We start from the raw sequence: 25,477 nt of genomic DNA on the forward strand, positions 1-25,477 counted from the left end.
TCGAGAGAATCGAAAATTCAGCGGAGGAGAGAAATCATCCTTGAGCGGTAAAATTAATAAAATAATCTCACATTTTTTAAAGCTTTAAACTAAATAAAAAGGTCTATTTATAGTACTTTAGCGGCCATGGGAAGAAGAAACAATCGCATCGTTTTAGAAAATCTTAAAGTAATAGATGCCGGTGCAAAAGGGAAAGCAGTAGCCAAAGCACCCGACGGAAAGATTGTGTTTATTTCTAATGCAGTTCCGGGAGATACAGCAACGGTTCAAACCACTAAAAAAAGAAAAGCATATTACGAGGGTAAAGCGATTTCATTTTCTGAACTGTCTGATAAAAGAACTGAACCCGTTTGTCAACATTTTGGTGTATGCGGAGGCTGTAAATGGCAAAATATGGGTTACCAACACCAATTGTTCTATAAGCAGAAGGAAGTTGAAAATAACTTAAACCGGATCGGCAAGATCGATCTCCCTTCTATATTGCCCATTTTAGGTTCTGAAAAGACCTACTTTTATCGCAACAAAATGGAATTTTCCTTCAGTGACAATAAATGGCTTACGCTGGAACAAATACAGAGTAATGAAATAATTGAAAACCGAAATGCTCTAGGGTTTCATATTCCGGGCATGTGGGATAAGATTCTCGACATAAAGAAGTGTCATCTTCAGCAAGATCCCAGCAATGCCATTAGAACTTTTATTAAAAATAAAGCTGAAGAACTCGATCTCTCGTTTTTTAATACCCGCAAACAGGAAGGCTTGTTACGAACTCTAATGATACGAACTACATCCACTAATGAAATTATGGTATTGGTGCAGTTCTATTCCGAAGACAAAACCAAAAGAGAAGCTCTTTTAAACGCAGTGAAAGATGAATTCCCCGAAATTACTTCATTACAATATGTAATCAATTCGAAAGGGAATGATACTATTTACGATCAAGAAGTTCACTGTTTCCACGGAAGAGACCATATTTTTGAAGAAATGGAAACACTGAGATTTAAGATCAATGCCAAGTCCTTTTACCAGACAAACAGCGAACAGGCTTATGAATTATATAAAGTAACCAGGGATTTTGCAAATCTGAAGGGCGACGAGCTTGTTTACGACCTCTACACAGGAACAGGTACAATTGCTCAATTTGTGGCTAAAAATGCAAAAAAGGTAATAGGAATTGAATCGGTACCGGAAGCAATTGAAGCGGCTAAAGAAAACGCCTTGCTTAATGAAGTAACGAATTCCGAGTTCTATGTTGGCGATATGAAAAATGTATTTAATGATGAATTTATAAATGCACATGGTGTACCCGATGTTGTAATTACAGATCCTCCACGGGATGGAATGCATGCCGATGTTGTTTCTCAATTACTAAAATTATCACCTCCAAAAATTGTGTATGTGAGTTGTAACAGCGCTACTCAGGCCAGGGACCTTGCGCTTATGGACGACACCTATAAAGTGACAAAAGTTCAACCCGTAGATATGTTCCCGCAAACGCACCACGTAGAAAATGTTGTACTTTTGGAGAAACGATAATGCTTGCTGATATTTTTCAGAAAAGAATATGATAAAAAGAATACTTTTTGCCCTCGCTCTAATTACTATCTTCAACGGCTGTACCCGAGACGATATCTGTGCCGAAGAAACAGCTACTACTCCTCTGCTTATCATTACTTTTAAAGACAGTAACAACCCCCTCCTCCCCAAAAGTGTGAATAACCTTACAATAGAGTCAACAGACGCCAATAATGTTTCAGTCTTTGTTCAAAATACGACCGATTCCATAGCCATTCCATTAAAAGTTAACGCAAACAACACCGAATTTCTGTTTATTAAAAATGACGGAACCTCTTCAGAAAACACAGACACCGTCAACTTTACATATACTCGTGAAGATATTTATGTAAACCGCGCCTGTGCCTTTAAAACTGTCTATGCCGAACTATCGGCTACCGTAGAGAATGAAGGAACCACCAACTGGATCAACACATTAAATGTGATCAATACAACTATAGAAAATGAAACAGCTGCTCATATTACTATTTTTCATTAGCCTGTATTGTATACCGGTTTCGGCGCAGGAGCAACAGGACACCGACTCAATTTCGAATAATGAAAAGTACGGACTTCGGGTTGGAATTGATATTGCTAAACCACTTCGCACATTGTTAGAAGATGGCTACAGCGGATTTGAAATTATGGGAGATTTCAGGGTGAGTGATAAATTCTATGCCGCAGCCGAACTGGGAAATGAAAAAAAGGAGCGCTTTGAAAGCAATCTCAATTCTATTGCCAGCGGAAGTTATATAAAAATTGGAGCAGACTACAACGCTTATAACAACTGGCTGGGAATGGAAAATTCAATTTTTGGCGGTCTCCGATATGGCCTTTCAACATTTAAACAGGAATTGTTGGCATATGGGATCTATACCACAAATCAGACCTTTCCTCCTGGTTTTAGAGTAGAACCACAGGAATTTACCGGACTTACTGCCCATTGGGCCGAACTAATCGTTGGAGTAAAAGTAGAAGTGATAAACAACCTTTATTTATCTCTAAATCTGCAGTTGAAACAAATGATCTCTGAGGACAAACCCGAAAATTTTGACAATCTGTATATCCCCGGATTTAATCGAACCTATGATTTCAGTAAGTTTGGTGCCGGCTACGGGTATTCGATCTCCTATCTCATACCAATCTTCAAAAAGTAACCCGTTACTGCCAACTGCCTATAGGGTACTGCCTACTGCTTACTCGCCTTCCGGCTACCCGCATACATTTCGTATTTCACAAATCGTGCCTCCAATTTACCGTTGTATATCTTTATTTTTTTTGAAGGCCGAAGCCCGACAAATTTAAGCGCTTCGAGATTACTGGTAATCATCCATGCCTGAGTGGCAGGATAACCGTGTTTTAATGTGTTCCCGATCTTACTGTAGAACTCAGAGATATCATCTACACTTATCCTCTCGTCATAGGGCGGATTAAAGATAAGATACATGGGACGCTCTGCTTCTTTTTTGCTTTCAAAGAAATCCTGATTACTGATCTCTATAAATTCTGAAAGATTGGCGCTTTTCACATTTTCTTTGGCACTTTTAACAGCCATTGGATCTGTGTCAAATCCGTAGATCTTAAAATGAAAATCTCTTATTTTTTTTAACGCCGCATCTTCGATGACCTCAAACAGGTCTTCATCAAAGTCCGGCCAGGTTTCAAATCCGAATTCCTCACGATTTAGATTCGGCGGGATATTGCAGGCGATCATTGCTGCTTCGGTCAAAATAGTCCCTCCACCACACATGGGATCGAGAAGATCTGACTGACCATTCCATCCCGATAACATGATAAGCCCGGCAGCAAGTACTTCGTTTATGGGAGCAACAGTGCTGGACACTTTATACCCTCGCTTATGTAACGATTGTCCCGAGCTGTCTAAGGACACCGTGCAGATATTCCTGTCAATATGAATATTAATTCGCAATGTGGGATGGTCCAGATCCACGTCCGGTCGTTCTCCGGTTTTGTCTCTGAAGCGATCTACAATTGCATCCTTAGATTTTAAGGCCACATATTGAGAGTGGGTAAATTCTTTGGAAAAAACAGTAGCATCTATAGCGAGGCTCCCATTTGCATCCATATAATTCTCCCAGGGTAAGTCGTAGATCTTCTTGTATAGATCATCTTCGTTAAAAACATTAAAGAAATGAACAGGTTTTAATATTCGAATTGCGGTTCTACAACAAAGATTCGCCTTATACATAAAGCCCAGATCTCCTTCAAAGGAAACATTTCTGGTGCCCGTTTCTACAGCCGAGGCCCCTAGTTGCCGTAATTCCGTGGCAAGCAGGTCTTCGAGACCATAGAGTGTTTTAGCGATCATTTTAAAATTATTTCCCATAGGTAATCCCGTAATTTCCTGCAAAAATACAGTATTTTAGCACTGCAAAATCTTCAGAATGCAAAAAGAAACAGATAATTGGTTCGCATCCTGGTTCAATACCCCCTATTACCACATTCTTTATAAAGACAGGGACTATGAGGAAGCCGGCAATTTTATGAACCAACTCACCTCGTATCTTCAATTGCCAATAGGAGCAAAAATTATGGATCTTGCTTGTGGGAAAGGCAGGCACGCAAAATACTTGAACAAGTTGGGCTATGAAGTTACCGGGGTTGATCTGTCTCCCGAGAGTATTGCATATGCCAAAAAATTTGAAAATGACACCCTTCATTTTGAGGTTCACGATATGTGTAAACCTTATCCGCGACAATTTGATGGCGTGTTCAACCTATTTACAAGTTTTGGGTATTTCGAATCTGAAGAAGACAATCTGCGTACGATAAAAGCGATAAAGAGCAATCTTAAGGAGAATGGCCGAGGTGTAATTGATTTTTTAAATGTTCAGAAAGTAAAAAAACATTTAAACCCAAAAGAAAAAAAGACGGTAGGTGATATCACTTTTAGTATTGAACGGTATCTTGAAAACGACTATATCTTTAAGGATATCAAATTTTCAGATAAGGGGCAGGATTATTTCTTTACCGAAAGAGTGAAAGCGTTACATCTGGAAGATTTTAAAGATTATTTCGACCAAGCCGGAGTACGGCTAACAGATTGTTTTGGTAATTATTCGTTAGCCGAGTTTGATGAAGAGACGTCAGAAAGATTAATTTTAATATTTGGTAAATGATCTATTTGGTATTATTTCTTGCTGTTGCCATTGGTTATGTCATCGCGTTACTCCTAAAAGCAAAAACAACGCATGAAATGTCGATGTATCTGGCATTTAGTGGTGCTTTCCTCTTATCGATGACCATCCTTGAATTACTCCCGGAAGTCTTTGAAATGCCAACCCGGCGAATCGGATTGTTCATCATTGTTGGGATTCTGCTTCAGATCTGCCTTGAGTACTTTTCAAAGGGAGCAGAGCACGGACATGTTCATTTGCATTCAGAAAAACGTAATTTTCCTTGGTTACTTTTCTTCAGCTTATCCATTCATGCACTTCTGGAGGGATTTCCCGTTTCCGAAGAAAACAATATTCTTATAGGAATCATCATTCATAAAATTCCTGTAGCCATTATACTATCTTTCTTTTTTATCAAAGCAAAATACAGCACCGGAATCACTATTGCATTCATGCTTTTATTTGCCTTAATGACACCATTGGGAAATCTTCTTTCTAATCATATCGAATATTTTCAGAAATACGCTACAGAGATCACGGCATTGGTAATTGGTATATTTTTACATGTTTCGACCACCATTTTGTATGAAAGCAGTAAGGATCACAAATTCAATTTAGCAAAACTCATTGTGATCATCGTAGGATTTACAACCGCCTATCTCATTTAGATGATATCCAAAAAAATAAACATAAAGTGGCAAATACTGCCTCCCAGTACAAAAAAGTGCCAGATGAGGTGATTATAAGGAATTCGTTTTACTACATAAAATATGATTCCTAACATATACAACGCACCCCCTAAAGCAAGCAGTGTGATCCCAAGATCCGACTGATTTGCTGCGAGGTTGGAGAAATCAAATGCAATGAGCCAACCCATTACTACGTATAAAGAGAGTGAAAAAATCTCAAATCTTCCTGTAAAAAAGATCTTAAGTATAGTGCCTAAGGCTGCAATTCCCCATACTACCCAGAATATGATCCAACCTGCCGATTCCTCCAAGGATATTAGAACTACAGGGGTGTAAGTCCCTGCAATAAGCAGATAAATACTAATATGATCGATCTTCCGAAGTATATTCTTCCACTTTTCGTGTGACACGGCATGATACACAGTAGATGCGGTATAAAGAGTGATTATAGAAAATCCGTAGATCCATACACTCAAAGTACTAAAATCGGTACGCCCACTGTCATAAATTACCAGAAGCACCAAGCCTAATATTCCCAGGGCAATTCCAATACCATGGGATATGGCGTGCCAAAATTCCTCTTTTTTGCTATACATCCTTTTGTTTTTGGGCAAAACCCTGCTGTGCAGGGTCGCGCTTTCCGCTATATCCCTCCGTAGCTCTTTCAGAGCGAAGGAGGGGATGCCGCTGCTATCGCTTTTGCAGTAAAGGTATCCATATCAAAATATACTGGGAAATAAATTTATCAAATGTTACATATGTTTAGTAAAATGTTACAAAAGTGTGATTATGACAAAATGGTTGTTTCTAAGTTTGACTATCAAGACGATCATATCAACTTTTTAATTTTTAAACAATGAAACAAAAGATTCTATTAATATGCATTACTTTATTTCTTGGTAATGCGACAGCAGAGGCGCAACTATTCAGGAAGATCAAAGAAAAGATCAATAATGTAACTGGTTCGGAAAAGGAAAGTGAATCTACTCCGGCAGAGGGTGATGAAAATACGGAAGAAGTTACTCCTCCAACACAAGAAGAACAAGAAGCTCAAAACACTAAACTGGGAAACTTCTTTGGTGGCGGACTTGAAGAAATTAGAGACACCTATACATTCTCTTATAGTCTTGTATATGAATTAAAAACGAATAAAGAATCTATGTCGCTTGAATATTTGTTAGAACCCAAAGCAGACTATTTTGCAAACCAAATGAATGAGCAACAAGGGAATCGACTTATGGTTTACGATTTCAAAAAAAATGCAATGGTCACTTTTATGGATAACGGGGAACAAAAAATGGCTATGAAAATGAAGATGCCAAATATAAAAAAATCTGAGAAAAAATTTGGTAAAAAGATCATTCCCGAGGACGATGAAGATGTTCAAATAATTCCCATAGAAGGAAAAACAATTCTGGGATATAAGTGCGACGGTTATAAGGTGATATCCAAGGATGGAGTGGGTAAATTTTGGGTAACCAACGATGCCCCGGTTACTATTAATGGAGTATATGCCAATTTCAAATCACTTCCAAAAAGTGCCCGAAATTATCCTATCACTGTAAATTCATTGATGCTTGAAATGAATTACATAGCCAATAAAGGCAAAAGAGATAACATGGAAATACTATGTACTCAGCTCGTTGAAAATTCTGTGGAAATACATAAAAAAGACTATCAATCTGGATTTTAATATAAAAGATGTTTTATGAAAGTTAAACTAATATTTATAGTCTTTTCATTTATTACAGTGTTAAGCTATCAAACTGCGGCACAAACGCCTGTTCCTGAAGACTATTTCGATCTGTATGAAGGAGATGAAGATGAGGAGTATGAAGATGGAAATGGAGAGGCTGAATTCAATATGGGAATGTTAGGCGAAAACCCTCTTGGAATGATCAATGCCATACTGAGTGATGAAAAAGCCGGTCCTGTTGGAAATTGGATGAGTGATTCTTTTGTTTCCATGGTCGATGCAACAGCACATGATGCACCAAAAGAATATCTATGTGCTAAGAATATAAGATTGAAATATTGGAAAGTTATTTCCTATGAAGCTGTAATTGCAAAAGGAACTCTCACCTGTGAAGAACGTAAAAAAATCATGGAATCTTATTCTTTATTTTTAGGCACTATCTATTTGGACATTTTTTGTATGGACTTTTTTACTGAAAAAGGGACTAGTTATAAATGGACAAATGAGCAAATGGTTGATATAGTGCTTGGATTCAATGATGCTGATACGATGTTTGCAAAAGGTCAAATAGATAGAAGCGAATTTGGTCATATTAACGAATGGTGTCTCTACGATCTCTTAGATTTAAATGTAAAGCAATGTGGAGAATATTTAGCAGATTACCTTACTGGCAGACCGGAGATTCGCAATAATATCGACCAAACATTAGAAGTTCTACATCCTATAGCAGTTGCAAGTTACGCGAATGGGTTAGCCGAACAATTAAGTGCTTTACCTTGTAATAATTAAAATTTTACTTTACTAGATATAAAAACCCTCCTTCGCTCAATGAGCCATGGAGGGTTTATTAGAAGGTTTACCCGAGCTCGAAAAAGACGGCCGGTGAGTCAACGTCTACCCCATATAGTGGCATATTTTAAAGAAGGTGGCTCATTAGATTGAAACGGAAAACGCAGGGATTTCGTTATTTATTTAACGTACAAGATCCCTGCTTTTTCCACCACGCCACTTGTGGAAGTTGCGTTTAGTCCATAAAAAAGTCCCGATTCTTTATAGAATCGGGACTTAAAGAAGGCGGCGACCTACTCTTCCACAAATGTAGTACCATCGGCGCAAACGGGCTTAACTTCTCTGTTCGGAATGGTAAGAGGTGAGCCCCGTCGCTATAACCACCTTAGTTGTAAGTAATTAGTTGTTAGTCGTTAGTAATTAGTTGTCTAATTCCTGGGTACTAACCCCTAAGTACTGCAGCCTTTGGCTGCAAATATCTTAACATATCGGAAAAAAGAAATAAGGGAAAAATAACTAATAGAAGGTGAATATACTCAGGTAAAAAGAGTTGCCTCCTCCCCTTGCGGGGAGGAAAGCGCGTACATAAGCATACGGGTTATTAGTATCACTCGGCTACGTACATTACTGCACTTACACCTGTGACCTATCAACGTGGTAGTCTCCCACGACCCTTTAAAGAAATCTCATCTTGTGGTGGGTTTCGCGCTTATATGCTTTCAGCGCTTATCCCTTCCCGACGTAGCTACCCAGCAATGCTCCTGGCGGAACAACTGGTACACCAGAGGTCAGTCCAACTCGGTCCTCTCGTACTAGAGTCAGATCCACTCAAATTTCTTGCGCCCACTGTAGATAGAGACCGAACTGTCTCACGACGTTCTGAACCCAGCTCGCGTGCCACTTTAATGGGCGAACAGCCCAACCCTTGGGACCTTCTCCAGCCCCAGGATGTGACGAGCCGACATCGAGGTGCCAAACCCCCCCGTCGATGTGAGCTCTTGGGGGAGATCAGCCTGTTATCCCCGGAGTACCTTTTATCCTTTGAGCGATGGCCCTTCCATGCGGAACCACCGGATCACTATGCTCTACTTTCGTACCTGATCGACTTGTAGGTCTCTCAGTCAAGCTCCCTTATGCCATTGCACTCTACACACGATTGCCAACCGTATTGAGGGAACCTTTAGAAGCCTCCGTTACTCTTTTGGAGGCGACCACCCCAGTCAAACTACCCACCAAGCACTGTCCCCATATACATGGGTTAGGCTTCAAATAAGTAAAGGGTGGTATTTCAACAGTGACTCCACCACGCCTGGCGACGCAGCTTCGAAGTCTCCCACCTATCCTACACATTACTTATCCAAAGTCAATACTAAGCTATAGTAAAGGTTCACGGGGTCTTTTCGTCCCACAGCGGGTAACCGGCATCTTCACCGATACTACAATTTCACCGAGCTCATGGCTGAGACAGTGTCCAGATCGTTACACCATTCGTGCAGGTCGGAACTTACCCGACAAGGAATTTCGCTACCTTAGGACCGTTATAGTTACGGCCGCCGTTTACCGGGGCTTCAATTCAATGCTTCGCACAAGTGCTTACATCTCCTCTTAACCTTCCGGCACCGGGCAGGTGTCAGGCCCTATACTTCATCTTTCGATTTTGCAGAGCCCTGTGTTTTTGATAAACAGTCGCCTGGACCTCTTCACTGCGGCCCTCAATCTAATGAGGGCGACCCTTCTCCCGAAGTTACGGGTCGATTTTGCCTAGTTCCTTAGCCATGAATCTCTCGAGCACCTTAGAATTCTCATCCCAACTACCTGTGTCGGTTTAGGGTACGGGCTGCTTCACTCGCTTTTCTTGGAAGTCGATCCTTTAGGATTATCACCGCAGCCGTAGCCTTAGTGTACTATCGCCGTGTTACCACTGGCTTCAACGTGCTATTCCGTCAGCACGCACCTAATTCTCGCCTCCGTCACTTTTAACGTGAGCAGGTACAGGAATATTAACCTGTTGGCCATCCACTACCCCTTTCGGGTTCGCGTTAGGTCCCGACTAACCCTCAGCTGATTAGCATAGCTGAGGAAACCTTAGTCTTTCGGTGTGCGGGTTTCTCGCCCGCATTATCGTTACTTATGCCTACATTTTCTTTTCTATCCGCTCCAGCATACCTCGCAGTACACCTTCAACGCAAACAGAATGCTCCCCTACCGCCATAAATGGCCCATAGCTTCGGTAGATAGTTTATGCCCGATTATTATCCATGCCGGATCGCTCGACTAGTGAGCTGTTACGCACTCTTTAAATGAATGGCTGCTTCCAAGCCAACATCCTAGCTGTCTGTGCAATCCAACCTCGTTTATTCAACTTAACTATCATTTGGGGACCTTAGCTGATGGTCTGGGTTCTTTCCCTCTCGGACATGGACCTTAGCACCCATGCCCTCACTGCTAGTCAACATTTTATAGCATTCGGAGTTTGTCAGGAATTGGTAGGCGGTGAAGCCCCCGCATCCAATCAGTAGCTCTACCTCTATAAAACTAAACTAACGCTGCACCTAAATGCATTTCGGGGAGTACGAGCTATTTCCGAGTTTGATTGGCCTTTCACCCCTACCCTCAGGTCATCCCAAGACTTTTCAACGTCAACGGGTTCGGTCCTCCACTATGTGTTACCACAGCTTCAACCTGCCCAAGGGTAGATCACACGGTTTCGCGTCTACTACTACTAACTAAAACGCCCTATTCAGACTCGCTTTCGCTACGGCTCCACCTCTTAAAGGATTAACCTTGCTAGCAACAGTAACTCGTAGGCTCATTATGCAAAAGGCACGCCGTCACACATAAATGCGCTCCGACCGCTTGTAAGCGTATGGTTTCAGGTTCTATTTCACTCCCTTATTCAGGGTTCTTTTCACCTTTCCCTCACGGTACTGGTTCACTATCGGTCTCTCAGGAGTATTTAGCCTTACCGGATGGTCCCGGCAGATTCATACAGGGTTTCACGTGCCCCGCACTACTCAGGATACTGCTATCTATTATGATCTTTACTTATACAGGGCTATCACCTTCTTTGGCTCCTCTTTCCAAAGGATTCTAATTCATTACACATAGAATGTCGCAGTCCTACAACCCCAGTATTGCCGTAACAACACTGGTTTGGGCTAATCCGCGTTCGCTCGCCGCTACTAACGGAATCACTTTTGTTTTCTCTTCCTCCGGGTACTTAGATGTTTCAGTTCCCCGGGTTCGCCTCCATAAATGGATAACTATTCTTCAAATAGCTGGGTTGCCCCATTCGGAAATTCGCGGATCAATCGGTATGTGCCCGTCCCCGCAACTTATCGCAGCTTATCACGTCCTTCATCGCCTCTGAGAGCCTAGGCATTCCCCATACGCCCTTACTTTGCTTATTGTACTTTTTTGCTCTTTAATGAGTTATTCAATATATTCAGTATACAGTACACAGTATCAGTAAACAGTAAAACTGCCAACCAAGTACTGAGACCGCAAACTGATCTTTTACTTTATTATTTGCTTTTCTCGTATTTCTTATTCCAATATGTCAATGAACGTTTCTGATCTCTCCTGGTAGCTTCAGCTAAAAAACTATCCAAGGTCATAAATCAAATAGGTTGTCAAAATTTCCGGTGTCGGAGTTTCCGCCCCTGGCGGAACATCCTCAAACTTCAATTTTGAGAATGCTCTAAAAGAATCTCAATCGAAAAACCTCAAAAAGTAAACTTTCTACGTTTTTCTCTTTCCGATTCTGCTTATTAAAGCATTCATCGTGGAGAATATCGGAGTCGAACCGATGACCTCCTGCGTGCAAGGCAGGCGCTCTAGCCAGCTGAGCTAATTCCCCATATACTAGTAGTTAGTACATAGTAGTTAGTAATTAGTATCACAACTAAGTACCTCTCAACTTCTAGAATTTCCTTTCAATAATCAATGAACGTCGCACGAATAACTAGTGCCTAGTTACTAAGTACTGGCAGCTTTGCTGCGTGGTAGTCTCAGGCAGACTCGAACTGCCGACCTCTACATTATCAGTGTAGCGCTCTAACCAGCTGAGCTATGAGACTGTTTCAAAAAAAAGCCTCCAGCGATTAAGTATCCAGCCAGTGAGAGTATAAACCATCACGTAATGCTTAATTACCTAAGACCTTTATATTATAAAATTGACAGCTAAACCAAGCTAAAGCTTTGTGACCTTTTTAAAGAGTGATCAATCTTTGTCGTACCTATCTTACCTGCTCGCGCAGGCAAGCTCTAGAAAGGAGGTGTTCCAGCCGCACCTTCCGGTACGGCTACCTTGTTACGACTTAGCCCCAGTTACTAGTTTTACCCTAGGCAGCTCCTTGCGGTCACCGACTTCAGGTACTCCCAGCTTCCATGGCTTGACGGGCGGTGTGTACAAGGCCCGGGAACGTATTCACCGCATCATGGCTGATATGCGATTACTAGCGATTCCAGCTTCACGGAGTCGAGTTGCAGACTCCGATCCGAACTGAGATAGGTTTTATAGATTCGCTCCTGCTCACGCAGTGGCTGCTCTCTGTACCTACCATTGTAGCACGTGTGTAGCCCAGGACGTAAGGGCCGTGATGATTTGACGTCATCCCCACCTTCCTCACGGTTTGCACCGGCAGTCTTGTTAGAGTTCCCGACATGACTCGCTGGCAACTAACAACAGGGGTTGCGCTCGTTATAGGACTTAACCTGACACCTCACGGCACGAGCTGACGACAACCATGCAGCACCTTGTAATGAGTCCGAAGAAGGGCGTGTTTCCACACCTGTCCCACTACATTTAAGCCCTGGTAAGGTTCCTCGCGTATCATCGAATTAAACCACATGCTCCACCGCTTGTGCGGGCCCCCGTCAATTCCTTTGAGTTTCATTCTTGCGAACGTACTCCCCAGGTGGGATACTTATCACTTTCGCTTAGCCACTCAGACCGAAGTCCGAACAGCTAGTATCCATCGTTTACGGCGTGGACTACCAGGGTATCTAATCCTGTTCGCTCCCCACGCTTTCGTCCATCAGCGTCAATATAGTATTAGTGATCTGCCTTCGCAATTGGTATTCTGAGTAATATCTATGCATTTCACCGCTACACTACTCATTCTAACCACTTCATACTAATTCAAGACAACCAGTATCAAAGGCAATTTTACGGTTGAGCCGCAAACTTTCACCTCTGACTTAATTGCCCGCCTACGGACCCTTTAAACCCAATGATTCCGGATAACGCTTGGATCCTCCGTATTACCGCGGCTGCTGGCACGGAGTTAGCCGATCCTTATTCTTACGGTACCGTCAAATCCCCTCACGAGGGGAGGTTTCTTCCCGTATAAAAGCAGTTTACAACCCATAGGGCAGTCTTCCTGCACGCGGCATGGCTGGATCAGGCTCTCGCCCATTGTCCAATATTCCTCACTGCTGCCTCCCGTAGGAGTCTGGTCCGTGTCTCAGTACCAGTGTGGGGGATCCCCCTCTCAGGGCCCCTACCTATCGTAGTCTTGGTAAGCCGTTACCTTACCAACAAACTAATAGGACGCATACTCATCTTATACCGTAACCTTTACTATATAAATGATGCCATTCATATAGACTATGGAGGATTAATCCAAATTTCTCTGGGCTATACTCCAGTATAAGGTAGATTGTATACGCGTTACTCACCCGTGCGCCGGTCGTCGGCGGTGCAAGCACCCCGTTACCCCTCGACTTGCATGTGTTAGGCCTGCCGCTAGCGTTCATCCTGAGCCAGGATCAAACTCTTCATCGTGTAATCTTAAATAATAATTCAAGCACAACAAAAAATCTTCACTCAAAAAAATCTCAAGAGTCTTTAACTTAGTTTAGTTTCAATACAAGTCATATACGTTTCCATACATAACTCATACGCTGTCAATTTCAATAAATCAATGAACTTAGTTTTCTATTAACTCCAGAAAACTTCTTGCTTAGTGTAACGGAATTGAACCGTTAATTTTTATTACCAAATCACTATTTTAATGAACATGCCCTTGAAAGCGGGTGCAAATATACAACCCATTTTTTCATTCTACCAAAACTATTCCACTATTTTTTGAATCTTTTTTATTAACAGTTTTTAAACTGCTGAAAAAGAAAATTTTATCTCCAAAAAATCCTAAAAAATGTGTTAGGAACCTACCTTTGCTGGCAGACAGACCTGGCGCTCCTTTGCCATAGGCGAAGGTGGGAACACCCAAAAAAATATAAACAGAACGAACTACTAAATTACGGGAACTGAAATTACCTCACAAGGTATTAGGCAATTATTTATCAACAGTTTTTTTGTTCCAATGTGAGGTAAGGTCCAGATAATCAATTTCAAAAGCCGGCTTCTGTCGTTCCAATACATTGGCCTGAAAAGATCGCTCCAGAATATCTTCAATCAAATAATCTTCCTTTACATCGAAAGGTCGATATTCCTCCTTGATGGTTATATCGAACATATTGGCCGTAGTGTTATACCAGAAGGCACGCCAACCGGTGCGCAACTCTTTTACAAGCTCAAAGGCTGTTCTGCCTGTTTGACGGTGAATTAATTTTACTAAAATCTGACCTTCGGTGCGGGTAAGCTTCTTTAATTTTTCAGAAAATTCTTCCTCAATATACTTTTGTACCCGTTTGGTATATCTCCTCCTCGCTCCTTTTTTTTCAATCTTAGCCAATCGCTCGGTCATAGTGGTAAGTCGTTCCGCGGCAAGTTTGGCATAAGGATAGACCTTTCGTGTCTTACGTCTTAAAATAAGGTAACGCCGTCTGTCTTCCCTGGAATTGAATTCAAGCTTATTGAGAAGGACAACCTCCTCCAGATCGATGAATTCTCTGGGGATGGTATCTCCTTCAATGATATAATAAAACGTTTCGGTGCTGTCATCGCTTTTTTCGACATACTCATAGGTAGTCTGTGAAATTCCCGAAAAAGGAAAGACCAGCATGCATAGACATAGTGCTCTAATAAATTTCATTCAGCTTATTCTTTTTTGTAATTCCTGCTAAAATCGTTCCAAAAATAAACAAATTGACTTGTAGTACTAAGTAATAAATTGCTAATTTTACCTATCAATTTTCTATACCGAAAACCTTCATTATGGCTAAATCAATTCTGAATAAGAAATCATTAACCTTTCTCGAAAATTACTTAAACAATGCAGCCCCTACCGGTTACGAATGGGACGGCCAAAAGTTGTGGATGGACTACCTGAAGCCCTATGTGGATGAATTTATTACAGACACCTACGGAACAGCCGTAGCTGTTATAAATCCCAAATCTGATTTTAAAGTAGTTATCGAAGGTCATGCCGATGAAATTTCCTGGTATGTGAATTATATTAGTGATAACGGGTTACTTTATGTGGTACGTAACGGCGGTAGTGACCATCAAATTGCACCTTCCAAGATCGTTGATATACACACCAAAAAAGGAATCTTAAAAGGCGTTTTTGGCTGGCCGGCCATTCATACCCGCTCCAAGGCCAAAGAAGAGGCACCAAAGCCCGAGAATATTTTTATAGATATTGGCGCTAAAGATAAAGAAGAGGTTGAAAAAATGGGGGTTCATGTAGGCTGTGTGATCACCTACCCCGATACGTTTCACATACTCAATAAAGATAAGTTCGTTTGCAGGGCGCTGGATAATCGAATGGGCGGATTTATGATCGCTGAAGTCGCAAGACTACTTCATCAGAATAAAAAGAAGTTGCCGTTCGGGCTCTATATAACCAATTCGGTGCAGGAAGAGATCGGTTTACGCGGTGCGCAGATGATCGCCGAGAGATTAAAACCTGATGTTGCTATAGTAACCGATGTCACTCACGATACCACCACTCCTATGATCGATAAAAAGAAGCAGGGCTTGGCTGAAATTGGCTCCGGACCGGTAATTGCATATGCACCTGCAGTCCAACAAAAACTGAGAGACCTGATCGTTGAAACGGCCGAAAAAAATAAAATTCCATTTCAGCGCGCTGCCCTATCCCGTGCAACCGGTACCGATACCGATGCTTTTGCCTATAGCAACAGCGGGGTGGCAAGTGCGTTAATATCTCTGCCATTACGCTATATGCACACCACGGTAGAGATGGTGCACAGGGACGATGTAGAAAATGTTATAAATCTTATATACGAAACGCTTCTTAAAATTAAAAAAGGTGAAACCTTTAGCTATTTTGATTAAATAATTTCTGAAGGAATTGTTATTTCCTTAAGAAAATTTAGGATTTGGAAATTCTATTTTTAGCCAATGGTAATACATGCACCTCAGGTTAAAAAGATTTTAGACAATCCAGTTGAAGCGGCCAAAATGGCCAACCTGATTTATATTACTGAGAAAAAGCTGACCATTAAACGACATCGTCACGGTCGCGGATTCTATTACACCCGGAACAAGGAAAAAATTAAGAGTAAGACTGATCTCAAGCGCATAAAATCTTTGGTTATTCCTCCAGCCTGGGAAGATGTGAGGATCACCCATCTAAAAAATGGTCATTTGCAAGTAGTTGGGCGAGACGAAAAGAATCGCAAACAATACCAGTACCATCCTGCCTGGTCTGAGATTAAGAACAAAACCAAATATTTTAAAATGACAGCCTTTGGTGCTGTGCTACCGAAGATCAGATCGCAGATCGAAGCAGACCTGAAGCTAAAAACCATGACCAAACGTAAATGCTTAGCATTGGTTCTCAGGCTTATGGAAGAAACGCATATTCGGATCGGGAATGCGTATTATGCAAAAAAGAATAAGACGTATGGACTATCTACCATGCGTATGAAACATCTCGATGTATTAAAGCACAAAATTAAATTTGAGTTTGTTGGAAAAAAGGGAAAAAAACATGCCGTAGAGGTAAAAGACAAAAAGCTGCGAAAATTAGTAATGCAATGCGAAGAAATACCCGGTTGGGAGTTGTTTCAGTATTACGATGAGAATGGAAAACACCACAGCATTGACAGTGGTATGGTAAACGATTACATACAGGAAATATCGGGTGAACATTTCTCGGCCAAGGATTTCAGAACCTGGGCAGCCAGTAAATTATTTTTTGAATATTTATACGAAGCAGGGATACCTAAAACCAAAAAAGAGTTAAAATCAAATATTCTAAGTGCTTATGATGCTGCAGCATCCGGTCTTGGCAATACACGTGCGGTGTGTCGAAAATATTATGTTCATCCTATTCTGCCCCAAAAATATGAAGATGGTAGTATTGAGTTTTATTTAAAGAAACTAAATCACGAATCTGATATTGAAACTATACCTCATTTTTCTCGAACAGAGACTGTGTTGTTGCAATTGCTCAAGCAATATAAAATAACGCTGGATGCGTAATTACACAATTATACTCAAAATTAAATCCATATGAATGTTAATAAATTAGCTGTATCTCGCAATTTGTTAGCATAAAAATTTTACATTTTCCAAGATGTATTTTGGCAATTAATAATCAAATTAGTAAAACAGATTTAATACATTTGATTCCCAAAAAATAGCCCTGAATGAAACCTTTTACATACCTAGTTATATTACTTTCTTTTCTAAGTTCCTCCTGCCATCCGGAAATCGATACTGATTTAATTCAAGATGCAAAGAGTCATTATATATTTAATGATAAGGCTTCGGTCGCCTATAAAGGAATATTCACAACGAATGGTTCGGAATATCGAGCAGTTCTCGATATTATTATTCCCACGCCATATTCCTCGCCTGTACAAACCAACGATCTCTTAATACCCAGAGCGATGGTCACATTAATGAATAATGACGTGATTACTATTTATGCTACTAATATTAGTGAGGAGCCTGAGGGGACTAGAGCCTATTCATTTACTTCCGATCGAATGAATTTTACATTACGAACGAATGCAGCTGGTGACATTGGAGAAGTTTTGGATGCTAATTATCAAAATATATCCGGAACTGCGATCGTTGCTGTTCACACGATGGAAGCCCCTGTAGTAGCCATTACCGGTACTTATAGTTGCACTACTTGTAACGGACATCCCAATGTGACCAACGGAAGTACGCAGACCTTTAATATGATGTTTAGTTCCAATCAAGGGGTAGGTTCGATCACGACACAATCGGTTTTGGGCAGTACTACCTATTATGGAATAGGGTATCAGAATGCATGTACTCTCATTTCAGGATACAATACCTGTGCTATAGAAAGTGGAGACGGCGCAACAACTAATGTGGGTCACTACGCAGCCGGTAATCCCGTGACATGGACTGGAACCCATGAATCAAATTTTATTACGGTTTCTATCGATGGTGTTTGCAACGAAGTTTATGGAACTTGGCAGTGGCCATCCAATAGTTATGGGCTACTATCCGGAACTTTTCAAAGTGATTCTACATGTCCTTGATAGAGAATAAACAGTGTGCTTAATTATTGAAGGAATTCAGTTTGTACACAGTCAAAAAATTCACCTGTTTAAACAGTAGAGATTCTACAGCCAGTATTTTAGTCGGAATAAGGATTTAGTTGCTCCCTTTTTCTATCTTAGCTGTAAAACCAGCCAGCCGGGTGCTATTTAATTCGTTCGATTTTGGTCTCTTTCTTGTCAGCGTCTATTGTCTTTATTGGATGATAGGCAGAAAAAAGCGGCGTTTTCAGAATGTTGTATTACTCCTATCGAGCTATGTTTTTTACGGTCTCTGGGATTGGCGATTTCTAGGTTTGTTGATCGCAAGCTCTTTAATTGATTTCATAGCTGCAAAAGCGATCCATAACTCAGACAATAAAGTCAGCAGAAAATTATGGCTCGCATTCAGTATATTCTGGAATCTCGGTATACTCATCACCTTCAAATATTTCAATTTCTTTATCGGTAGTTTCGCCGAATTATTTTCACTGCAATTGAGTGTTGAAACCTATTCGATCTGGAATGTTATCATTCCGGTTGGCCTTAGCTTCTATACCTTCCAGACCATGAGCTATACCATCGATGTCTTCCGAAGAAAACAAAAACCCACTAAAAATTTACTTGAATTCTGTTGTTTTGTGGCCTTCTTTCCTCAACTTGTGGCGGGTCCTATTGAACGAGCTAATAAATTGCTTCCACAATTTGAATCGCAGCGAGAATTCAGCCTTAAAAATGCAAAAGACGGATTAAGACAAATCCTTTGGGGATTGTTTAAAAAAATACTGGTGGCCGATAAATTAGGCATAGCGGTCACTATGGTATACAACGACCCGGAAGCTTATGGGTCGCTAACACTTATTTATGCGACAGTGCTCTTTTGTTTTCAGATATACTGTGATTTTTCCGGTTATACGGATATCGCATTAGGAACAGCGAAGCTCTTCGGATTTAAACTGAGCAAAAATTTTCATTTTCCGTATCTCTCACAAAGTATCACGAATCTCTGGCAACGTTGGCATATTACCCTTACGAACTGGTTTACAGACTATGTTTACATCCCCTTCGTTAAAAGCCGAAAACAAGTCAATTTTTGGTCTCGAGGTTTTGGCTTACTCATTACCATGGTCTTAGTTGGATTGTGGCACGGAGCAAACTGGACCTTTGTTGCTTTTGGATTATTTAACGGTATAGTTTTGGTCGCTGAGCGAATTCCATTAAATTCAAAAAAATATACCTTAAAAAAATACCTGCATAGCGCCCCAAGAATCGTTCCTTTTATATATGTATTCATTATGGCCGGTATCGCTGCAGTATTTTTTAGGGCTGAAAACATAGATCAAGCTGCCCTTATTCTAAAAAGGATATTTACGCTTGCTCCCGATGACAGAATATCTTCTTTAATAGGTTCGAAACTATGGTATTTTGTCATCATGATCATCGCCGAAATGTTAACCAGAAAAAAAGATTTTCCTCTGCAGGATATAGAACGGTTTTTTCCGAGACCTGTACGATGGGTATTGTATTATATTTTAATCTTTTTGATCATCAGATATGCCGAACCTAAGGAGGCCTTTTTATATTTTCAGTTTTAATGAAGCATCGTAAATTTGTCATATCGATCCTTATTTTTTTCCTTCCGGTCCTTGGAGGAGTTCTTATTGCTGAATACCTTTCCCGTGAGATCACTTCGGGTTATAAAATAAACAGCACCTATCTAAATGCCGAAGCCGGATCCATGGAAGTTCTGATCCTTGGTTCTTCCCAAATCAAAGACGGAATCAACGTGGCTATACTGCAACAACCCAGTATCAATATGGCTTCAGGTGACCAGCATCACAATACCGATTTTAAGCTTTTAAAAGGGTTAGACTCCAGACTTCCGAAGCTAACAACCGTAGTGCTTGAAGTATCATACAGCCATTTCGAATTGCCTCATAACAGTCCCGACTTTTGGAAGAACAGTGTGTACTATGAGTATTATGGCATTAATGCATTTGAACGGCGGGTTTACTTTAAGGATCGACTCATTTTTTTATCCAACCCCAAGTATTTTGCTGAAAAGATAGGGGAACAATTTCATGATAAATCGGTGAAATATGGCTACAACACCGTTGGATTCGACACGCTGAATTATTCCGGACGCTTTAAAGATATGAACTATGACGAAACTAAGATCGAAACTGCAGGGTTTAAGATCAATTTGGAGCCCAATCTTTCAGTATTTGACACAAACACCACATTATTCTTTGAAATGCTCGACTATCTGAAGGCGAAGGATCTTAATGTGATTATCTGTAACCCTCCAATGTATCGCACATTTCTCAAAAAAAGAAACAGAGAAATATTATTCCGAAGAGATAGTATACTGAATATTGTTTCAGAAAAATACACTAACGTTAGTATCTTGTACGCTGAAGAAGACACGATCAACTTCCACGTGAAGGACTTTACAAACCCAAGTCATTTAAATCCTAAAGGTGCACAAAAATTTACTTCAATATTACAAACGCATCTAGATAGTCTGCACTAAGGCTTTTTTAGTCTGGCAAAATACGATCGTGCTTCTCTGTTCACTTTTGGCGACAATAACAATGTTGCCACCATGGTAGGAACAGCCATAAAGGCAAAGAAGGAATCGATTAGGTTGATCATCAAACTTAGCGTTGTGGTCGCCCCAATTAGAATACTTATGATATAAAAATAATTGTACCATCCCTGATGCTTGGCTCCAAATAAGAAGGACATACATTTTGTACCGTAATAGGAATACGAAAAGAGGGAGGAAATACTGAAAACTGCAATACAAAGCAGTAATCCGTACTTTCCAAATGTGGGAATTGCTTCACTGAAAGCTGTAGCAGTTAAACTCACTCCATTGGCATCGCTGGATTGCCAGACTCCCGTTACAAGAATGGTGAGCGCGGTTAATGTGCAAATGATTAAGGTATCGATGGCAGGTCCCAACATAGCCACTAAGCCTTCTCGAACAGGCTCATTAGTCTTTGCTGCCCCGTGCGCCATTGGCGCTGTCCCTATACCGGCTTCATTGGAAAAGGCTCCGCGCTTTATTCCTAAAAGGATCAATCCTCCTAATACACCACCAAGAAAACTGTCTCCTTCATAGAAGGAAGCCGAAAATGCATCGGTGAATATCAGTTTGAAATAATAAGGAACAACATCAATATGAACCCCTAAAACAATTACGACCATCAAAAAGTAAAGTACAACCATCGCAGGCACTAATTTCGACGCCGTCTTACTAATTCTTGAGAGTCCGCCAAGGATCACCACAGCAGTGATACCCACCAGTGAGAATCCGATGATGAGATTACTCCATAAACCATTATACAAACCGGCAGGTTTTAAGAGAATGTCATTGATCGCCTGTGTTAACTGATTTACATTAAAGACCGGCAAAGCTCCAATAAGTCCTGAAAGAGCAAAGAAAACTGCCAGAGGTTTCCATTTCTTTCCCAGTCCTTCGGTAATAAAATACATAGGACCACCTTGAATCTTCCCTTCGCTGTCTTTTCCTCTGAATAAAATGGCAAGAGTTGCTGTAAAAAATTTGGTGGACATTCCAATCACAGCGCTCACCCACATCCAGAATACTGCACCAGGACCTCCTATAAATATGGCAACAGCTACCCCTGAAATATTTCCCATCCCGACAGTGGCAGATAAGGCAGTCGTCAATGCCTGAAAATGACTAATCTCACCCGAATCGCTTTCATTATCGTACCGTCCTCTAAGCACCGCGATAGCGTGACCCAAATAGCGAAATGGCAAAAACCTAATACTAATAAGAAGATATAGTCCGCCACCAATTAATAAGATCAATAGAGGAAGCCCCCAGGCATATGATGAGAGTTCTGAAAAAAAAGTATTGATTGTTTCCAAATAGGTGCTTTTAGGTGCCTCTAAAGTAATTTAAATTTTGAAAATCGCTTCAATTAACTTTAATTGCAGCCCTAATGAGGCAATTACTAACCGTATCACTCTTATTTCTTCCATTGTTTATAGTAGCTCAAGAGCTGTCGGATAAGCAAAATAACAGTTTTATATTCACTACTGAAGTCATGGTTGGCCAATCGGCTGAATCGAATAGTAATTACCCCGAGAGAAATCTGCAGTATCAATTATGGGCGAATTTCGGTTGGGATCAATCCAAAAATTGGCAGGAATGGGCGCAACGCATGAAAAAAGTTCGAACAGGAATTGGTCTGGGCTATACCAACTTTGGCAATTCAGACAGTTTGGGGAGCGCGATAACACTTATGCCCAATATAGAGTTTAATGCCTTTCGCAGTGATCGGTTAAAGGTTAATGTAGGTATGGGCGGTTCATATTTTACCAAAAAATACGACCCCCTTACCAATCCAAACAATCAAGGCATCACTACAGACCTGGCCTGGTCGTTTCGCTTATTCATGTATTATAATTTTTTAACGGGCGAAAAAATCGATTGGCGTATGGGGATTGGGTACTCTCACCATTCAAACGGACATACAAGATTACCCAACCAAGGGGTGAATTCCTTTCTGTTAAGTCTTTCGGCAGATTTAAAAAGCAATATAGCCAACACTTCCGAGGAAATTGATATTAATCGTTACACGCGTTCATCTTATAGTTACCTCTCCTTAAGATCGGGCTATGGAATTAACGTCTTGTCCGGTGCTTACAACGACAAAAAAGGAATTTACACGGTTTCGGGAGCGTATGGAAAAGTCCTTAACAATACGTTCAGAATAGGTGTTGGAGCGTATTACAGGTTTTATCAGCACTATTACGATTATATTGAAGGCAATGAGTCATTGGTACAGGATGGACGTGAATTTGAATCCTTCAAGATGAATCCCGGATGGAACGCCTCTAATATTGGAATTTATTTGAACGGTGAATTTTTACTGAATCACTTCGGAATTGATCTCGGCATTGGGTACAATCTTCATAAACCGGCGTACAAGATCGACTGGAGAATCAATCAAGGATGGGATAACACCCCTAGAGAGATCCCTGAGTACTGGATGTTAGGGGAATTTGATTCAAAGTTTAAACTGAAGCATGCTATTTTGACCAGAATGGGTTTGAAATATTATCTTATTGGAACAACAAAAGCTCCCAAAAACAATCTTTATCTGGGCTTTCATATCAATGCCAACCTCGGACAGGCCGACTTTACTGAACTTAGTTTGGGATATGTGTACAGTTTTAATTTTATGAATCGCGAAGATAAGCCCTAACATTGTTGTCAATTCTATTCTCAATATTGGATAGATCTGCTTTCTTAAATGTTTCTCCGGTAATATTTTCGTAGAGTTCAATATATCGCTCTGAAACGGTTTCAATATATTGGTCCGTCATATCGGGCACTTCCTGACCTTCGAGACCTTGGAAACCGTTCTGTATTAACCATTGCCGAACAAATTCCTTGCTAAGCTGTTTTTGAGGTTCATTATTTTCCTGTCTTTCAGCATAGCCTTCGGCATAGAAATATCTCGAAGAATCGGGCGTATGAATTTCATCGATAAGAACGATTCTTCCGTCCTTCGTTTTTCCGAATTCATATTTTGTATCCACCAGAATAAGACCTCGTCCGGCAGCAATTTCAGTTCCTCGTTGAAACAATTTTCGGGTAAAATCTTCAAGTTGTAAATAATCCTCTTCCGAAACAATATCACGATTTAGGATCTCTTCGCGTGAAATATCTTCATCGTGATCTCCTTTCTCCGCCTTGGTCGCCGGTGTTATAATAGGATGGGGAAAAGCATCGTTTTCTTTCATTTTGTCCGGCATGGCCACACCACACAGCATTCGTTTTCCCAATTTGTATTCTCTGGCAGCATGGCCACTCATATACCCTCGGATCACCATTTCTACCTTAAAAGGTTCACAGGCATGTCCAACAGCTACGTTGGGATCTGGGGTGGCAATTAGCCAGTTGGGAACAATATCGCTGGTTTCATTCAGCATTTTTGTAGCAATCTGATTTAAAATCTGACCCTTATAGGGAATTCCCTTTGGCATGACCACATCGAAAGCACTGAGTCTGTCGGTTGCGATCATCACCATAATATCGTTCTCCAAAGTATATACTTCGCGCACCTTTCCGCGGTAAACCGATTTCTGACCCGGAAAGTTAAAATTTGTACTGGTAAGGGTATTACTCATAATTAGTCTACATTTTCTATCGCTTTGTACGCAGCGATCACCTTTTTTACCAATCGGTGACGAATGACATCCTTATCATCAAGATAGATCATACCTACCCCATCCACGTCTTTTAAAACCAACAAAGCTTCCTTTAATCCTGAAATAACCCGTCTAGGAAGATCGATCTGTCCAGGGTCACCGGTAATCATAAATTTAGCGTTCTTACCCATACGGGTGAGAAACATCTTCATTTGTGCGTGCGTGGTATTTTGTGCTTCGTCAAGAATTACAAAAGCATTATCTAAGGTACGACCCCGCATAAATGCTAATGGTGCGATCTGGATTACCCCTTTTTCAATATGAGACTCTAGCTTTTCATGTGGGACCATATCGCGCAATGCGTCATACAAAGGTTGCATATACGGATCGAGCTTCTCCTTGAGGTCGCCCGGTAAAAAACCCAAATTTTCTCCGGCCTCCACGGCAGGTCTGGTTAATATAATTCGTTTTACCTGCTTCTCTTTTAGTGCTTTAACCGCGAGTGCCACACCGGTATAGGTTTTCCCCGTTCCGGCCGGACCAACTGCAAATACCATATCATTTTTACTCATGAGGTTAACCAGCTTACGCTGATTGGCAGTTTGAGCCTTGATTAGTTTCCCATTAACCCCATGTACAAGAACTTCATTACTACTTGGAGGAGTTTCGTAATCTTCCTTACTCTCACTTTGGAGGATTCGCTCTATCTCGTTTTCATCAAGCTTGTTGTACTTGGCAAAATGTTCGAGGAGCATGGTAAGTCTTGTGTCGAATTCTTCGAGAATCTCTTCGTCGCCATAAGCCCTTATTTTACTGCCCCGGGCAACGATCTTTAGTTTAGGAAAGTATTTTTTCAGAAGGTCGATATTAGCATTCTGAAGTCCGAAAAAATCTCTTGGGCTAATTTCGGTTAATTCAATAATAAGTTCATTCAAAAGCGGGAATATTTAAATTTAATTATATGGCGTAAAAATAGTTTTGCTACTCACAAAAGTAACCTATTTTTGTGGTACTTAAATTAA

Annotated in this window: 19 protein-coding genes, 2 tRNA genes and 3 rRNA genes; 13 read left to right on the plus strand and 11 right to left on the minus strand. The window is 40.8% G+C overall.

The features are described from left to right. The first annotated feature begins 126 nt into the window (after positions 1–126). Genes rlmD through ALE3EI_RS11910 form a run of 3 tightly spaced genes read left to right on the plus strand, consistent with a single transcriptional unit; the run spans position 127 to position 2,711 of the window. Positions 127–1,536 carry a 23S rRNA (uracil(1939)-C(5))-methyltransferase RlmD gene (gene rlmD / locus ALE3EI_RS11900; RefSeq protein WP_186988942.1) on the plus strand — a complete coding sequence of 470 codons (1,410 nt, stop codon included), beginning with the start codon at positions 127–129 and terminating at the stop codon, positions 1,534–1,536. 28 nt (positions 1,537–1,564) lie between these two features. Then, positions 1,565–2,053, plus strand: coding sequence for a DUF6452 family protein (locus ALE3EI_RS11905; protein ID WP_186988944.1), 489 nt, complete (start codon positions 1,565–1,567; stop codon positions 2,051–2,053). Continuing rightward, complete coding sequence (locus tag ALE3EI_RS11910) at positions 2,019–2,711, plus strand: DUF6048 family protein (RefSeq protein ID WP_186988946.1); 693 nt, start codon at positions 2,019–2,021, stop codon at positions 2,709–2,711. The genes ALE3EI_RS11905 and ALE3EI_RS11910 overlap by 35 nt, the downstream gene beginning before the upstream one ends. Before the next feature lie 32 nt (positions 2,712–2,743). On the opposite strand, the gene ALE3EI_RS11915 is transcribed toward ALE3EI_RS11910, so the two are convergent. Continuing rightward, positions 2,744–3,901: a THUMP domain-containing class I SAM-dependent RNA methyltransferase gene (locus ALE3EI_RS11915; protein ID WP_186992369.1), complete on the minus strand. Its 1,158-nt coding sequence runs from the start codon at positions 3,899–3,901 to the stop codon at positions 2,744–2,746. 58 nt (positions 3,902–3,959) lie between these two features. Here ALE3EI_RS11915 and ALE3EI_RS11920 point away from each other — a divergent pair, with 58 nt between their 5' ends. Together ALE3EI_RS11920 and ALE3EI_RS11925 are read left to right on the plus strand one after the other, a co-directional pair. After that, positions 3,960–4,694: a class I SAM-dependent methyltransferase gene (locus tag ALE3EI_RS11920; RefSeq protein WP_186988948.1), complete on the plus strand. Its 735-nt coding sequence runs from the start codon at positions 3,960–3,962 to the stop codon at positions 4,692–4,694. Further along, complete coding sequence (locus ALE3EI_RS11925) at positions 4,691–5,359, plus strand: ZIP family metal transporter (protein ID WP_186988950.1); 669 nt, start codon at positions 4,691–4,693, stop codon at positions 5,357–5,359. Before ALE3EI_RS11920 ends, ALE3EI_RS11925 begins: the two co-directional genes overlap by 4 nt. Here the strand turns inward: ALE3EI_RS11925 and trhA are convergent. Beyond that, complete coding sequence (trhA, locus tag ALE3EI_RS11930) at positions 5,356–5,976, minus strand: PAQR family membrane homeostasis protein TrhA (RefSeq protein ID WP_186988952.1); 621 nt, start codon at positions 5,974–5,976, stop codon at positions 5,356–5,358. The two genes, ALE3EI_RS11925 and trhA, sit on opposite strands and share 4 nt — an antisense overlap. Positions 5,977–6,236: 260 nt before the next feature. Between trhA and ALE3EI_RS11935 the strand changes: the two genes are divergently transcribed. Together ALE3EI_RS11935 and ALE3EI_RS11940 are read left to right on the plus strand one after the other, a co-directional pair. Continuing rightward, positions 6,237–7,073: a DUF4412 domain-containing protein gene (locus ALE3EI_RS11935; protein WP_186988954.1), complete on the plus strand. Its 837-nt coding sequence runs from the start codon at positions 6,237–6,239 to the stop codon at positions 7,071–7,073. A 15-nt stretch (positions 7,074–7,088) separates the two neighbouring features. Next, entirely contained in the window at positions 7,089–7,865 is a 777-nt protein-coding gene (locus tag ALE3EI_RS11940) for a hypothetical protein (RefSeq protein WP_186988956.1), read from the plus strand. A 280-nt stretch (positions 7,866–8,145) separates the two neighbouring features. On the opposite strand, the gene rrf is transcribed toward ALE3EI_RS11940, so the two are convergent. The 6 genes from rrf to ALE3EI_RS11970 form a co-directional block, all read right to left on the minus strand. Then, positions 8,146–8,253: ribosomal RNA gene (gene rrf, locus ALE3EI_RS11945) — 5S ribosomal RNA — on the minus strand. A gap of 194 nt (positions 8,254–8,447) precedes the next feature. After that, a 23S ribosomal RNA gene (locus tag ALE3EI_RS11950) occupies positions 8,448–11,274 on the minus strand. Positions 11,275–11,650: 376 nt separating this feature from the next. Further along, positions 11,651–11,724: transfer RNA gene (locus ALE3EI_RS11955), tRNA-Ala, on the minus strand. A gap of 143 nt (positions 11,725–11,867) precedes the next feature. Then, positions 11,868–11,944: transfer RNA gene (locus ALE3EI_RS11960), tRNA-Ile, on the minus strand. Between the two features lie 191 nt (positions 11,945–12,135). Further along, positions 12,136–13,653, minus strand: a 16S ribosomal RNA gene (locus tag ALE3EI_RS11965). The 16S, 23S and 5S rRNA genes sit together here with 2 tRNA genes alongside, the layout of an rRNA operon. A 514-nt stretch (positions 13,654–14,167) precedes the next feature. Then, entirely contained in the window at positions 14,168–14,866 is a 699-nt protein-coding gene (locus tag ALE3EI_RS11970) for a DUF4294 domain-containing protein (RefSeq protein WP_186988958.1), read from the minus strand. 122 nt (positions 14,867–14,988) lie between these two features. Here ALE3EI_RS11970 and ALE3EI_RS11975 point away from each other — a divergent pair, with 122 nt between their 5' ends. From ALE3EI_RS11975 to ALE3EI_RS11995, 5 genes are all read left to right on the plus strand, one after another. Further along, positions 14,989–16,074 carry a M42 family metallopeptidase gene (locus ALE3EI_RS11975; RefSeq protein ID WP_186988960.1) on the plus strand — a complete coding sequence of 362 codons (1,086 nt, stop codon included), beginning with the start codon at positions 14,989–14,991 and terminating at the stop codon, positions 16,072–16,074. A gap of 66 nt (positions 16,075–16,140) precedes the next feature. Next, positions 16,141–17,226, plus strand: coding sequence for a DNA topoisomerase IB (locus ALE3EI_RS11980; RefSeq protein ID WP_186988962.1), 1,086 nt, complete (start codon positions 16,141–16,143; stop codon positions 17,224–17,226). Positions 17,227–17,393: 167 nt separating this feature from the next. After that, entirely contained in the window at positions 17,394–18,263 is an 870-nt protein-coding gene (locus tag ALE3EI_RS11985) for a hypothetical protein (protein WP_186988964.1), read from the plus strand. Positions 18,264–18,484: 221 nt separating this feature from the next. After that, positions 18,485–19,855, plus strand: a complete 1,371-nt coding sequence (locus ALE3EI_RS11990; RefSeq protein ID WP_186988966.1) for an MBOAT family O-acyltransferase — start codon at positions 18,485–18,487, stop codon at positions 19,853–19,855. Beyond that, entirely contained in the window at positions 19,855–20,793 is a 939-nt protein-coding gene (locus ALE3EI_RS11995; protein ID WP_186988968.1) for a hypothetical protein, read from the plus strand. The genes ALE3EI_RS11990 and ALE3EI_RS11995 overlap by 1 nt, the downstream gene beginning before the upstream one ends. Here ALE3EI_RS11995 and ALE3EI_RS12000 read toward each other — a convergent pair. Then, positions 20,790–22,163, minus strand: coding sequence for an alanine/glycine:cation symporter family protein (locus ALE3EI_RS12000; RefSeq protein WP_186988970.1), 1,374 nt, complete (start codon positions 22,161–22,163; stop codon positions 20,790–20,792). The two genes, ALE3EI_RS11995 and ALE3EI_RS12000, sit on opposite strands and share 4 nt — an antisense overlap. 74 nt (positions 22,164–22,237) lie before the next feature. Here ALE3EI_RS12000 and ALE3EI_RS12005 point away from each other — a divergent pair, with 74 nt between their 5' ends. Next, entirely contained in the window at positions 22,238–23,506 is a 1,269-nt protein-coding gene (locus ALE3EI_RS12005; RefSeq protein ID WP_186988972.1) for an acyloxyacyl hydrolase, read from the plus strand. On the opposite strand, the gene ALE3EI_RS12010 is transcribed toward ALE3EI_RS12005, so the two are convergent. Continuing rightward, positions 23,481–24,434, minus strand: a complete 954-nt coding sequence (locus ALE3EI_RS12010) for a phosphoribosylaminoimidazolesuccinocarboxamide synthase (RefSeq protein ID WP_186988974.1) — start codon at positions 24,432–24,434, stop codon at positions 23,481–23,483. The genes ALE3EI_RS12005 and ALE3EI_RS12010 overlap by 26 nt on opposite strands. Positions 24,435–24,436: 2 nt before the next feature. Next, positions 24,437–25,390: a PhoH family protein gene (locus ALE3EI_RS12015; protein ID WP_186988976.1), complete on the minus strand. Its 954-nt coding sequence runs from the start codon at positions 25,388–25,390 to the stop codon at positions 24,437–24,439. Between the last annotated feature and the right edge of the window lie 87 nt (positions 25,391–25,477).

The organism is Constantimarinum furrinae (genome assembly GCF_014295415.1).
GTDB lineage: Bacteria > Bacteroidota > Bacteroidia > Flavobacteriales > Flavobacteriaceae > Constantimarinum > Constantimarinum furrinae.

Coding starts and splice junctions, on each gene's coding strand:
- rlmD (WP_186988942.1), top strand. CDS start 127: ATGGGAAGAAGAAACAATCGCATCGTTTTAGAAAATCTTAAAGTAATA.
- ALE3EI_RS11905 (WP_186988944.1), top strand. CDS start 1,565: ATGATAAAAAGAATACTTTTTGCCCTCGCTCTAATTACTATCTTCAAC.
- ALE3EI_RS12005 (WP_186988972.1), top strand. CDS start 22,238: ATGAGGCAATTACTAACCGTATCACTCTTATTTCTTCCATTGTTTATA.
- ALE3EI_RS11925 (WP_186988950.1), top strand. CDS start 4,691: ATGATCTATTTGGTATTATTTCTTGCTGTTGCCATTGGTTATGTCATC.
- ALE3EI_RS11990 (WP_186988966.1), top strand. CDS start 18,485: ATGATAGGCAGAAAAAAGCGGCGTTTTCAGAATGTTGTATTACTCCTA.
- ALE3EI_RS11910 (WP_186988946.1), top strand. CDS start 2,019: ATGAAACAGCTGCTCATATTACTATTTTTCATTAGCCTGTATTGTATA.
- ALE3EI_RS11995 (WP_186988968.1), top strand. CDS start 19,855: ATGAAGCATCGTAAATTTGTCATATCGATCCTTATTTTTTTCCTTCCG.
- ALE3EI_RS11975 (WP_186988960.1), top strand. CDS start 14,989: ATGGCTAAATCAATTCTGAATAAGAAATCATTAACCTTTCTCGAAAAT.
- ALE3EI_RS12010 (WP_186988974.1), bottom strand. CDS start 24,434: ATGAGTAATACCCTTACCAGTACAAATTTTAACTTTCCGGGTCAGAAA.
- ALE3EI_RS11915 (WP_186992369.1), bottom strand. CDS start 3,901: ATGGGAAATAATTTTAAAATGATCGCTAAAACACTCTATGGTCTCGAA.
- ALE3EI_RS11985 (WP_186988964.1), top strand. CDS start 17,394: ATGAAACCTTTTACATACCTAGTTATATTACTTTCTTTTCTAAGTTCC.
- ALE3EI_RS11935 (WP_186988954.1), top strand. CDS start 6,237: ATGAAACAAAAGATTCTATTAATATGCATTACTTTATTTCTTGGTAAT.
- ALE3EI_RS11920 (WP_186988948.1), top strand. CDS start 3,960: ATGCAAAAAGAAACAGATAATTGGTTCGCATCCTGGTTCAATACCCCC.
- ALE3EI_RS11980 (WP_186988962.1), top strand. CDS start 16,141: ATGGTAATACATGCACCTCAGGTTAAAAAGATTTTAGACAATCCAGTT.
- trhA (WP_186988952.1), bottom strand. CDS start 5,976: ATGTATAGCAAAAAAGAGGAATTTTGGCACGCCATATCCCATGGTATT.
- ALE3EI_RS11970 (WP_186988958.1), bottom strand. CDS start 14,866: ATGAAATTTATTAGAGCACTATGTCTATGCATGCTGGTCTTTCCTTTT.
- ALE3EI_RS11940 (WP_186988956.1), top strand. CDS start 7,089: ATGAAAGTTAAACTAATATTTATAGTCTTTTCATTTATTACAGTGTTA.